Origin of the sequence: Leeuwenhoekiella polynyae (assembly GCF_004104075.1) — a bacterium.
GTDB classification, from domain to species: Bacteria; Bacteroidota; Bacteroidia; order Flavobacteriales; family Flavobacteriaceae; genus Leeuwenhoekiella; species Leeuwenhoekiella polynyae.
This window is the reverse complement of sequence record NZ_QOVK01000003.1, coordinates 280,187-292,184: the sequence shown is the minus strand read 5'-3', so window position 1 is coordinate 292,184 and position 11,998 is coordinate 280,187. Positions and strand designations below refer to the sequence as shown.

The 11,998-nt window shown below is 38.0% G+C and carries 14 protein-coding genes; 10 read left to right on the top strand and 4 right to left on the bottom strand.

The genetic code is table 11. The features are described 5' to 3' along the window. The first annotated feature begins 10 nt into the window (after positions 1 to 10). The 5 genes from DSM02_RS06495 (at position 11) to dnaG (ending at position 5,704) form a co-directional block, all read left to right on the top strand. Positions 11 to 988, top strand: coding sequence for a polyprenyl synthetase family protein (locus DSM02_RS06495; RefSeq protein WP_128764848.1), 978 nt, complete (start codon positions 11 to 13; stop codon positions 986 to 988). 207 nt (positions 989 to 1,195) lie between these two features. Beyond that, positions 1,196 to 1,765, top strand: coding sequence for an RNA polymerase sigma factor (locus DSM02_RS06490; protein WP_128764847.1), 570 nt, complete (start codon positions 1,196 to 1,198; stop codon positions 1,763 to 1,765). Beyond that, entirely contained in the window at positions 1,746 to 2,486 is a 741-nt protein-coding gene (locus DSM02_RS06485) for a hypothetical protein (protein WP_128764846.1), read from the top strand. The genes DSM02_RS06490 and DSM02_RS06485 overlap by 20 nt, the downstream gene beginning before the upstream one ends. Before the next feature lie 83 nt (positions 2,487 to 2,569). Then, a complete protein-coding gene (locus DSM02_RS06480; protein ID WP_128764845.1) occupies positions 2,570 to 3,601 on the top strand; it encodes a hypothetical protein in 1,032 nt (343 codons plus the stop codon). A 117-nt stretch (positions 3,602 to 3,718) separates the two neighbouring features. After that, positions 3,719 to 5,704: a DNA primase gene (dnaG, locus tag DSM02_RS06475; RefSeq protein WP_128764844.1), complete on the top strand. Its 1,986-nt coding sequence runs from the start codon at positions 3,719 to 3,721 to the stop codon at positions 5,702 to 5,704. On the opposite strand, the gene DSM02_RS06470 is transcribed toward dnaG, so the two are convergent. Together DSM02_RS06470 and nadE are read right to left on the bottom strand one after the other, a co-directional pair. Beyond that, entirely contained in the window at positions 5,701 to 6,339 is a 639-nt protein-coding gene (locus tag DSM02_RS06470; protein WP_128764843.1) for a response regulator, read from the bottom strand. The two genes, dnaG and DSM02_RS06470, sit on opposite strands and share 4 nt — an antisense overlap. Before the next feature lie 97 nt (positions 6,340 to 6,436). Continuing rightward, positions 6,437 to 7,225: an NAD(+) synthase gene (gene nadE / locus DSM02_RS06465; protein WP_128764842.1), complete on the bottom strand. Its 789-nt coding sequence runs from the start codon at positions 7,223 to 7,225 to the stop codon at positions 6,437 to 6,439. 55 nt (positions 7,226 to 7,280) lie between these two features. Here nadE and gldB point away from each other — a divergent pair, with 55 nt between their 5' ends. From gldB to DSM02_RS06450, 3 genes are read left to right on the top strand one after another with little or no spacing between them, the layout of a single operon-like run. Beyond that, on the top strand, positions 7,281 to 8,291 hold the full coding sequence (gene gldB, locus DSM02_RS06460; RefSeq protein ID WP_449405353.1) for a gliding motility lipoprotein GldB: 1,011 nt from the start codon (positions 7,281 to 7,283) through the stop codon (positions 8,289 to 8,291). A gap of 11 nt (positions 8,292 to 8,302) precedes the next feature. Then, a complete protein-coding gene (gene gldC, locus DSM02_RS06455) occupies positions 8,303 to 8,626 on the top strand; it encodes a gliding motility protein GldC (RefSeq protein ID WP_073098694.1) in 324 nt (107 codons plus the stop codon). Between the two features lie 16 nt (positions 8,627 to 8,642). Continuing rightward, positions 8,643 to 9,011 carry a GTPase gene (locus tag DSM02_RS06450; RefSeq protein ID WP_128764841.1) on the top strand — a complete coding sequence of 123 codons (369 nt, stop codon included), beginning with the start codon at positions 8,643 to 8,645 and terminating at the stop codon, positions 9,009 to 9,011. On the opposite strand, the gene yihA is transcribed toward DSM02_RS06450, so the two are convergent. Both yihA and DSM02_RS06440 read right to left on the bottom strand, forming a co-directional pair. Then, positions 8,992 to 9,606: a ribosome biogenesis GTP-binding protein YihA/YsxC gene (gene yihA / locus DSM02_RS06445; protein ID WP_128764840.1), complete on the bottom strand. Its 615-nt coding sequence runs from the start codon at positions 9,604 to 9,606 to the stop codon at positions 8,992 to 8,994. The genes DSM02_RS06450 and yihA overlap by 20 nt on opposite strands. Positions 9,607 to 9,617: 11 nt before the next feature. Beyond that, positions 9,618 to 10,382, bottom strand: a complete 765-nt coding sequence (locus tag DSM02_RS06440) for an alpha/beta fold hydrolase (protein ID WP_128764839.1) — start codon at positions 10,380 to 10,382, stop codon at positions 9,618 to 9,620. Positions 10,383 to 10,638: 256 nt separating this feature from the next. On the opposite strand from DSM02_RS06440, the gene DSM02_RS06435 reads away from it, so the two are divergent. Together DSM02_RS06435 and rsmH are read left to right on the top strand one after the other, a co-directional pair. Then, a complete protein-coding gene (locus DSM02_RS06435) occupies positions 10,639 to 11,112 on the top strand; it encodes a division/cell wall cluster transcriptional repressor MraZ (protein ID WP_128761425.1) in 474 nt (157 codons plus the stop codon). Beyond that, positions 11,099 to 11,995, top strand: a complete 897-nt coding sequence (gene rsmH, locus DSM02_RS06430; RefSeq protein ID WP_128764838.1) for a 16S rRNA (cytosine(1402)-N(4))-methyltransferase RsmH — start codon at positions 11,099 to 11,101, stop codon at positions 11,993 to 11,995. Before DSM02_RS06435 ends, rsmH begins: the two co-directional genes overlap by 14 nt. Positions 11,996 to 11,998: the final 3 nt, after the last annotated feature.

The following is an 11,998-nucleotide window of genomic DNA, read 5'->3' as shown; positions in this document are numbered from 1 at the left end:
CAATAAATAATTGAAAGTAGCCGAACAAATTAAGCAGCCTATTGCTCACGAGATGGAACTCTTTGAGCAGAAGTTTTCGCTTTCAATGAAATCTAAAGTTCCGCTTCTCAATCGTATCACGCATTATATTGTGAACCGCAAGGGGAAACAGATGCGGCCGATGTTTGTCTTTCTCGTTGCAAAAATGCTTGGAGATGAGCGCCTCAATGACCGTACCTATAGAGGAGCATCTGTAATTGAGTTGATACATACCGCTACTTTGGTTCATGATGATGTGGTAGACGACAGTTACCGCAGGCGTGGATTCTTTAGTCTTAATGCACTTTGGAAAAATAAAATCGCCGTTCTCGTAGGTGATTTTTTATTGTCTAAAGGTCTTTTACTTTCTATAGATAATGAAGATTTTGATTTGCTTCAGATAATTTCTGTAGCTGTGCGAGAAATGAGTGAGGGGGAATTATTGCAAATTGAAAAAGCTAGAAACCTTGACATCACCGAAGAAATTTACTTTGAAATCATTCGGCAGAAAACAGCAACCCTTATTGCGGCTTGCTGTGCTATGGGTGCTTGTGCGGTGCATGCCGGTAAGAAAGATATCGAGACGATGCGTAAATTTGGTGAACTTATAGGTCTTGCTTTTCAAATTAAAGACGATCTTTTTGACTACGGCTCTCAAAAAATTGGCAAGCCTACCGGGATTGATATTAAAGAGCAAAAAATGACTTTACCGCTTATCTACGCGGTGAATAACAGCAATGACAAACAGAGAAAGTGGCTCATCAATTCGGTTAAGAATCACAATAAAGACAAAAAGCGTGTAAACGAAGTAATCGATTACGTAAAGCAATCGGGTGGGTTGGATTATGCCGTGTCTAAAATGAAAGCACTTCAGCAAGAAGCACTTCAATTACTCAAAAAATACCCAGAATCTAAGTATAAAGATGCTTTAGTCTTGATGGTGAATTATGTGATTGAGCGAAAAAAATAAATTTTAAGATTCTGAAATACAGCAAACTAAAATTTAGTTCAAAAAATATTTTTCTTCCAGGCAACCATTTTAAAAAATGCTGCGTCTTTATATATGAAGTGAGTTTTTAAAACAGTTTGATTTAATTTTTTGTTTTAAAGCGAATTCAATTTGATTGAAAACAGGAAACAATAAATCAGATTAAAGCAACTTTGTAAAACAGGTTTTGTGAAAGTCATTACATTCTTCAATAACGAAAAACAGCTTATTAAAAAGGCGGCAAAGGGAGACCGGGAAGCGCAGCGAAGATTGTATGAATTACATTCACCTAAAATGTTAAGTGTTTGCAGAAGATATTTAAAAGATATCATGCAAGCCGAAGAAGCGATGTGCAATGGGTTTTTAAAAGTATTTAAAAATCTGGATCGCTTTAGAGACGAAGGTAGTTTTGAAGGTTGGGTACGCCGCATAATGGTTAATGAATCTATCTCCTATTTGCGTAAAGAGCAAAAAATGATTTTCACAGATTATGATAATCAGGGTGATGATCCTGCTTACAATCCGCAGGATAGCAATCTGGAAGTTGAGCACATTCAACTTTTAATAGATCAATTGCCAGAAGGATATAGAGCAGTCTTTGTGATGTATGCGATAGAAGGATACAAACATCAGGAAATTGCTAAAATGCTAGAAATCGCAGAGAGTACATCAAAAAGCCAACTGTTTAAAGCCAGAAAGTTACTTCAACAGAAATTAAGTGAATTAAATACGTATAAGTATGGCGCCGATAAAATTTGAAGAGAATATGCGCGAACGGCTGGAGCAGCGGGAGATCAAACCATCGGCTGGTGCCTGGGAACGCATAGAGCAAGATCTGGATACTTCCGCAAAGCGGAAAAGTAAAAAGAACTACGGCTGGTTATTGCTTGCAGCGAGTTTTATAGGGTTACTGATTTTAAGCGGAAAATTCTTTTTCGGCGTCGATCAAAACCAGAACCCTCAGGTTGTTGAAGTACCGGTTGAAGAGATTAAAATTGAAACAGATCTTCCGGTAGAGCAGAAACAAAATAAGCTTATTGATAAGGAGTTGGTTAGAGAAGAAGTAGTACGTGTTCAAGAAAAACCAGCCGAAAACGAAAGCAATCCAAAAGTTGAACTTTCTGCTAAGCAAAAAGAAGCGCTTGTTATCACGGAAACTTCACCGGAAAAAGAAGCTTTAGAGGCTCCTGTACAACAAAAAATAGATGCAGAAGTAGATGCGATCATCGCAAAAGTACAAGAGCAACAAAATGCTGGTGCCGCCTATTCTGACGCAGAAATAGATAAGCTGTTGCGTGATGCACAGCGCGATATAATTTCAGAAAAAGTATTTGATAAAGAGCGCAATGCAGTAAGTGCAGAAGCATTGCTGTATGAGGTTGAAGAAGAGCTGGACCCCTCTTTTAGAGACCGCGTTTTTGAAGCGCTTAAAGAAGGCTTTCTAAAAGCTAGAGAAGCTGTTGCTTCACGCAATAATTAAATAAACATTCATTCATCAATCTTTGGGAAACTGCTCTCTGCCATCAGGGGGGAGAGCGATATCCTGAAACTAAATCAAAAATTATGAGAACGTTACTACTATTATTAATTGCAGGTATCAGTTTATTACCTGCAAAAATCAGTGCTCAAACCACTAAAAAACAAGAGACTGTTTTAGAATTACAAGCCCAGAAAGAACAGGTAATTCTTGACGAGAAAGAAGCATTAAAAATTGAGGTTATAGCGATTAATAAGCGCCAAGAAAATGGGGAGTTAACTGCAGAAGAGGCTTCGGTTTTAAAGAAAGAAGCTGCAAAAAAGCACGCCAGAAATATAGAAGATAAATTGGCTATTTTAGAAAGCAAAATAGATCTTCTGGAGCGTAATGAAGATTTTGAAGATGATTCTTTTTTTGGAATTTTTATAGGTGATGAAAAGCTGAGTTTGGGAAGTGATAAAAGAGAAGTGGTTTACGATCGCCGCACAACTTCAGATATCGTGTTGGCTATAGGTTTTAATAATGCTTTAATTGAGGGACAGTCTCTTAACGATTCACCTTATAAAATAGGAGGCAGCCGCTTTTTTGAATTGGGTCTGGCCTGGAAAACCCGCGTGTTTACAAACTCTAACTTTCTTCGATTGAAGTATGGATTCAGTTTTCAATTTAATGGGTTAAAATTAGATGATAACCAATACTTGGTTGAGCAGGGCGATCAGACGGTTCTAGAAACGTTTCCGTTGAATTTGGATAAATCAAAATTTAGAATGGACCATTTGGTTTTTCCTGTTCATTTTGAATTTGGTCCTTCAACAAAACATACCGGTGACAACTATTTTAGATACTCAACAAGAAATCAGTTTAAAATAGGATTGGGTGGTTATGCCGGCTTCAATTTATTGACTATTCAAAAACTGAAATATGAAGAAAATGGCGATGATCGTAAGGATAAATTCAAACAGAATTTTAATACTAATAATTTCATTTATGGTGTGAGTGGTTATGTAGCTTTTGGCGATACTGCACTTTATGTGAAATATGATTTGAATACCATCTTTAAAAACAATCCCGTAGAGCAACGCAACATTTCTGTAGGCTTGCGTTTTGATATGGATTAATGCGGGTAGCATATGCTAACCATAAATGTAAGACCTGCACGCTTAATCTCGTGCAGGTTTTTTTATTGTAGTAAATTTGCAAGCATTCTTTTTTAATATTTAGCAAACAGCACTAATTTGATCTCTAAAACCACTATAGATAATGTTTTTGAAACCGCTCGGGTAGAGGAGGTTATTGGAGATTTTGTGCAGTTAAAAAAATCAGGCTCTAACTTTAAAGGCTTGAGTCCGTTTACAGATGAGCGCTCGCCCAGCTTTATGGTTTCCCCGGTAAAACAGATTTGGAAAGATTTCTCAAGCGGAAAAGGAGGCAATGCGGTTGCTTTTTTGATGGAGCACGAGCATTTCACGTATCCTGAAGCCATAAAATATTTGGCAAAAAAGTACAATATAGAAGTTGAAGAAACCGAGCAGACAGACGAGCAGAAAGAGCAGGCGAATGAGCGGGAGAGTATGTATGTGGTTTCTGAGTTTGCTAAAGACTATTTTCATAAAACGCTGCTAAATACTGAACAGGGAAAAGCCATTGGGCTTTCTTATTTTAAAGAGCGTGATTTTTCTGAAGATACCATAGAGAAATTTCAGTTAGGGTATTCTCCTGACACATGGGATGCCTTTACTTCAGAGGCAATTCGTAAAGGTTACAAGCTAGAGTATTTGGAAAAAACCGGACTTTCTATCGTAAAAGAAGAGAAGCAGTTTGACCGGTTTAAAGGGCGTGTGATGTTTCCCATTCAGTCTATGAGTGGAAGGGTTTTGGGGTTTGGAGGCCGAATCCTAACTAACGAGAAAAAGGCCGCAAAATACTTAAACAGTCCGGAGAGTGATATCTATCATAAATCTAAAGTGCTTTACGGGATTTATCATGCCAAACAAGCTATTGCAAAGGAGGATAATTGTTTTTTAGTAGAAGGTTATACCGATGTAATACAGATGCATCAATTGGGTATTGAGAATGTGGTTTCTTCTTCAGGTACTGCGCTTACACCAGAGCAGATACGGTTGATAAACCGTCTTACGCCGAATATCACTGTTTTATTTGATGGGGATGCAGCCGGGCAACGCGCTTCGATACGCGGGATTGATTTGATTCTTGAACAGGGAATGAACGTAAAGGTATGTAGTTTTCCCGAAGGGGAAGACCCTGACAGCTTTTCGCGAAAGCATACTTTAACCGAAGTTGAAGATTTCTTAAAAGAAAATGCTAAAGATTTTATTCAGTATAAAGCTTCCCTATTGGTAAAGGAAGCGCAAGGTGATCCGGTTAAAAAGGCAGGGCTTGTGCGTGATATGGTAGAAAGTATCGCTAAAATTCCTGATGTTATTAAGCGGGAAATCTATGTGCAAGAATGTGCGCGTATTATGGACATCACTGAAAATGTTCTTTTTAATACGCTGGCGCAAATACGAAATAAAGGAAAAAAAGATGTTGTAAAAGAAGAGAAGCCGAAAGCTGGCGGTAACGGGGAAATGGTTGCGCTAAAAAATGAGGAGAAAGTTAAGTTTCGCAGACAATATGAACTGGAGCAAAACATCATTAAGCTGTTGATTACTTTTGGCAAGGAGCCTGTAGAATTCTTAGATTTAATTATTGAAGAGGATGAAGATGGAAACCTTGTAGAAAAAGAAGTCAAGCGGGAGCTTATCATCTATGAGAAAATCTACTTAGATCTCCAGGAGGATGAAGTGGAGTTTGCTAATGAAGATTTTCAGAATATTTACCCCGTTTTAATTGAGCATTTAACTCGTGAAGAAGGCGAGATTAAATTAGATCAGCTGGGGCAGAGTTTAGAGCCTGAGATAATGGGTAAAATATCTTCTATAGCTTTTGAGCCCGAAAGACACACCCTGCACAAATGGGATACGCACGAGATTTATGTAAAATCTTTAAAAGACAATTCAGGCTTAGAAACTGTGCAAACGCTTTTGAACTTGCGTCATTTTTTAATACAAAGTAAAATGTCAGAATTTGGAGAGCAGCTAAAATCTGGTGAGCTTCCTGAAAATGCTAAAGAATTTATGGAAGAGTATAAAGATTATAAGACGCTTGAGGTTCTTATTGCAAAAAAGCGCAATCTGGTGATTATGCCATTTATGCGTTAAAGATCTGAAGTCTGTAAAAGTCTCGCTTGTTGAATCAATTCTGCAAGACTACTCGCATCTGGTTTTTTAAGTAAGCGTGTTTTGTAAGTACTTACCGTCTTTTCATTAATGTCTAATGTCTCTGCAATATCCTTATTACGCTTGCCAGAAGAAAGCAAGTTGAGTACTTCGGTCTCGCGTGTAGAAAGTTTCTTGTATTTATAAGCAAGAGAATTGTTCTTAGAAGGATCAGAATTAGAAAGCATTTCAACAAGGTCGTTGTTGAGGTAAATTCCGCCTCGGGCAACCTGTAGCATCGCTTTAAGAACAACATCAGTATCTGCGGTTTTCCCCACATAACCCATTGCTCCGGCTTTGATGGCACTTAGTGCATACATCCCTTCAGGGTGCGTACTGAAAACCATGATTTTAATTCCGGCAAATAATCTGCGTAATTCTTTGATGGCAGAAAGGCCTTGCAAATTAGGCATGTCAATCTCCATGACTACAAGATCGGGCACCTGCTGTTCTAAAGAAGGGATGAGCCCATCTCCGTCTGTAACAACATCTATAATCTCGTGTTGAATGTCTTTTAAGAGGTGAGCTAACCCATCTATAACGATGGGATGGTGATCTGCTATTGTAATCGTAATCATAGAGATTAAATGTCTTTAGCTTTCTAAATTAATATGATTTATGCTAATTGCAAATGGTTTTCGCTGTAACAATAAATTTAAAGGTTAAACGAACATTTTATTTTAATTCTGCCGGTATTTCGCAAACAGGAATTGGCTCCATTTTGTGTTTGTTGGCATTATTATAGTTTTTGTAAATTGTAAATACCTGCTGCTGGCGACCTTCAAAGGCTGCTGCGGTTTTACCTTTCTCATCTTCAAGCATTGCCCATTCTAGTTCATCGTAGGTTGCTCCAATTTGATCTTCATCGCTGCGGTCATCACCCCAAAGACCATCTGTGGGTTTAGCAACTTGTATGCTTTCAGGAATGCCAAGTTCTTTAGCGATAGCATAAACTTCACTTTTCATTAAATCTGCAATAGGGCTTAGATCTACACCGCCATCACCATATTTTGTATAAAAACCTACGCCAAAATCTTCTACTTTATTACCTGTACCAGCAACAAGATAACCGTGTAAGCCAGCAAAGTAATACAGTGTACTCATGCGTAGTCTAGCACGTGTATTGGCAAGACTCAATTCTAAGGTAGGATTTGCATCTGCAACAGGTAAAGTTCCTTTAAAGGTCTCAAAAGTTTCCGTAAGATCTACGCGTACATCTGAAACATTAGCAAAACGCTTTTTTAATTGAGCGATATGGTCCTGAGCACGAGTAACGTGACTCTGCGGTTGATGAATAGGCATTTCTACGCACAGGACGCGTAAACCGGTTTTAGCACAAAGGCTAGACGTTGTGGCGCTATCTATTCCGCCGCTAACACCTACAACAAAACCTTTAATGTTTGCGTTTGTAGCATAAGATTTTAACCAGGTTACAATGTGATCGATTACTTTTTCGGTTTGCATAAGAAACAGAATTTATAGTTTGTAAATACTACCTTTGCGGCGCAATTTTATGATCGTGAATTTACTAAAATTTAAAAAGTTAATCGTGAGTAGAGTGGGGTTAGTTCGTGTATTTGGCTTTTTTTTAGGGCTTCTTGCATTTTTAATGTCTGGCTGTAACGAGGATGCAAAATTACCTGAAGAAATTTCTCAGATTCCTATAGATCTAAAAGTAGCGCGATTTGATCAGAAATTCGCTGCGGTAGATTCTTCAGGTTTAGATGATTTGATTCGTGCTTATCCTTTTCTTTTTCCGGAAACATATACGCGTGAATTTTGGACTGAAAAAATAAAAGATACGATTCAACTTGAATTGAATAAAGAGGTTGCTCTAGCTTTCCCGGATTTTACCGAAGAACAAACTGATCTGGAAACCCTGTTTAAACATATCAAGTATTATTATCCCAAAACGTCTATTCCAGAGGTTATCACGATTACTTCTGATGTCGCTTACCGTACTCCGGTGATTCTTAAAGATAGTCTGTTGATTATTGGGTTGGATAATTATCTAGGTCCTGAGCATCATTTTTATGATGGAATACAACGGTTTTACACGCAAAATTTCAGAAAAGAACAGCTTGATGTTGATGTAGCAGATGTTTTTGTGTCTAAATGGGTTAGAAGAAAAGGGAATCGCAGATTTCTTGATGAAATGATTTACCACGGAAAACGACTCTATATGATAGAGCGGTTATTGACGCTAAAAGATAAGAATGAAATAATAGGATACACTCCGGAACAATACGACTGGGCAATTGCTAATGAAGTTGATGTCTGGAAATATTTTATAGAAAATGAATTGCTTTTTGATTCAGATAGTAAGTTGTTAAGCAGATTTATCAATCCGGCACCTTTTTCAAAATTCTATTTGTCTTTTGATAATGATAGTCCGCCGCAATTGGGCCGTTACATAGGCTGGCAAATTGTAAAAAGTTATATGCAACGCAATAACATACCTTTGCAAATGCTGCCTGATAAAACCAGTGATGAGATTTTTAAGCAAGCCAATTATAAACCCCGTAAATAAAAATACAGTTGATGAAAACTGAAATTGAATTAAGTATAGAATTAGATGAGAACCGTGTTCCTGAAAAAATCTCGTGGAACGCTCCAGATGGTGGTGTTTCTCACGAGCCTGCAAAAGCATTAATGCTTTCGCTTTGGGATCACAACAAACAAGAAGCAGCTCGCATTGATCTGTGGACAAAAGATATGCCGGTTGATGAGATGAAAGTATTCTTTCACCAGACTTTGGTAAGCATGGCAAACACATTTAAGCGTGCTACAGATGATGATAAGATGACTGCAACGATGATGGATTTCTGCGATTATTTTGCTGAAAAATTAGAATTAAAAAAGTAAACTATTTAAAGCAAATATGCAGAAGCTAATTTTTGTTTACAGTGCGCATTCTGGTAACTTAAATGCGTACTTAGATAGTCTGCATAAAATTGTTAGTCCGTCAACATATGCATGTAAACTTTGTGACTTAACTTATGGAGTTTTTCGTGAACGTGAGGTTTGGAAAAAATTTAGAGAAGAAAATCACATCGAGATGAAATTCTATCATATTGACGAGTTTAGAAAAGCTTACGCGGAAGACTCTAAAAATTTTAATGAGTTTCCATTTATATTGAAAGAAGAGAATAAAAAATTAGAAATGTTCTTGTCAGTAGATGCGCTCGATACGCTAAAAACAGATCAGGAACTAATAGGCATTATCAGAACTAGGATTCCTGTTCTTTAAGTTGCTCATTGATCCGGTTGATGTAGTTTAAAATCTCGTCTTTTCCGGTGCTGTTAGAGGCACTGCTTATAAAATAGTTTGGCATTTCTAACCATGCTCCTGCCAGCAATTCTTGCTTGTAGTTTTCAATATTGCGCTCCAGAGCTTTTGGTTTCAGTTTATCTGTTTTGGTAAAAATAATAGAAAACGGAATTTGCTTCTCACCTAAATACTCCATAAACTCTTTATCAATAGGCTGCGGTTCATGCCGACAATCTATAAGAACAAATGCAGAAACTAATTGTTCGCGTTCTTCAAAATACTGCGTGATAAATTTTTGAAATTCTTTTTTAACCTTTTTAGAAACGCGTGCATAACCGTATCCTGGTAAATCGACCAAGTACCAATTTTGATTGATCACAAAGTGATTGATAAGTTGTGTCTTTCCTGGTCTCCCTGAAGTTTTAGCAAGGTTTTTACGATCGGTAAGCATATTGATTAAGCTAGACTTCCCTACGTTAGAACGCCCAATAAAAGCATACTCGGGCATTTTATTTTTTGGGCACTTGGCCACATTAGAATTACTAACTAGAAATTCTGCAGATTTAATATGCATAACAAACGGTGTTATATGTTACGTGATTTGAGCCAGTCAGAAAGAATTTCATTAAACTCTTGCGGGCGCTCCATCATCGCAGCGTGACCACATTTGTCAATCCAAAACAAATCAGAATCGGGTAAAAGTTTGTTGAAATCTTCGGCTACTTCAGGAGGGGTTACATTGTCGTTTCGACCCCAAATGATACACGTTGAAGTTTTCATCGTGGGGAGGTCTTGTGCCATATTGTGACGTATAGCGCTCTTGGCAATGGCAAGTGTTTTAATGAGTTTATTGCGATCGTTTACCGTTTCATAAACTTCATCTACAATTTCTTTAGTTGCAACAGCTGGATCGTAAAAAACGTCTTCGGCTTTCTTTTTGATATACTCATAATCACCGCGTTTAGGGTAACTCTCACCCATTGCACTCTCGTATAAACCAGAACTTCCTGTGATAACTAAAGCTTTCATCACTTCGGGATAAAGTTTTGTGTGATACAAGGCAATATGACCGCCTAGCGAGTTTCCTAAAAGTATTACTTCTTTAAAGCCTTTCAGCTTGATAAAGTCGTTAAGGTATTTAGCAAATGTTTTAACGCCGGTTTTAATAAGCGGCATTGAGTAAAGAGGGAGCTCAGGAATTACAATTTTATATCCCCTTTGCGAAAAATGGTCTGTGACTTCATCAAAGTTGCTCAGGCCACCCATCAATCCGTGAAGAATAACTATAGGGGTTCCCTCACCAACTTCTAAGTAGGTGAACTTTCCCTCGGTTTTTAATTGGTGCTTCATAATTATTGGTGGGCAAGAGGCTTTGCCACAAATATAGACATTTAGAGCAAATTGAAAATCTAAAAATGCTTTAGTCTGTCAAGCTTTATTCAGCCTAAGCTAACAAGAGGTTTTGAGACAGGCTACTAACTCAATGTTAAGGTTTTCTCAATAATTAACAAGTGGTAAGACTTATCAACAAAGTGGTATAAAGTGGGAGAATGTGGTAATAAATTCTATATATTTGAAGTTATAATATCTAAAACCTACTGTATTCGTGCTCAGCCTAATAGGGACATACGAGTGTAAAGTTGACGCCAAAGGCAGGCTCATGATGCCGTCTGCGTTAAAAAAACAGCTTGCAAAAGAGTTGCAGGAAGGGTTTGTTGTAAAGCGATCGGTCTTTAATTCTTGTTTAGAATTGTGGCCGATGTCTGAGTGGGATGTGATGATGAAAAAAATTAATGGACTCAATCGCTTCAATAAAAAAAATGTGGATTTCATACGCAGGTTTACTGCAGGTGTAAAGCTAATTGAAGCAGATGCTTCTGGAAGATTGTTAATTCCAAAAGATTTGCTTGCTTTTGCTTCGATAGTAAAAGATATCGTTTTGACTTCCGGAGGAAATATAATTGAGATCTGGGATCTCGTAGCTTATGAAGTAGCGGTGAGTGATAACGACGGAGACTTTGCAGCGCTTGCAGAGGAGGTGATGGGTGATCAAAATGACGTGCCAGATGGATTATCATAGCCCGGTATTGTTAAAAGAAACAGTAGATGGTCTGGCGATTAAGTCAGATGGTGTTTATGTGGATGTCACTTTTGGTGGTGGCGGTCACTCGAGAGAGATTTTAAGACGTCTTGGTGAAAACGGAAAGTTGTTTGCTTTTGATCAGGATAAGGATGCGCTAGAAAATGCGATTGATGATCCTCGATTTACATTGATCAATGAAAATTTTCGCTTTGCGAAACGCTTTTTGCGTTTTTATGGCGCTGCGCAAGTGGATGGAATATTAGGAGATTTTGGAGTTTCGTCGCATCAATTTGATGTTGCAGAACGTGGTTTTTCAACCCGGTTTGAGGCGAAGCTAGACATGCGTATGAATCAGGGGAATAAGCTTTCTGCGTATAATGTGGTAAATGAGTATGCCGAAGAAGATCTGAGTAGGGTCTTGTTGCAATATGGGGAATTGAGGAGCGCGCCTAAAATAGCCAGAACCTTGGTTTCGCTTCGTAAAGAAAATCCTATTGAGACTACAGAAGATTTAAAAGTGGCTTTAAAGCCCTTTTTGCCGGCTAATCGAGAGCACAAGTTGTTGGCTCAGATCTATCAGGCAATTCGTATTGAAGTGAATCAGGAGCTTGAGGTTTTAAAAGAGTTTTTACAGCAAACCGAAGAGATGCTCAAGCCTGGAGGAAGATTGAGTTTGATCTCGTATCACTCTTTAGAAGATAGGTTGGTTAAGCGCTATATGCGCAACGGTCTTTTTGAAGGGGAGCCGGAGAAAGACATTTTTGGAAACTTTAGTGTGCCGTTTAAGAAAGTAGGCGGACTTATAGTTCCTGGTAAAGAAGAAATAAAAATGAATAACAGAGCGCGCAGTGCGAAGCTGCGTGTCGCAAAGAAATTATAACAG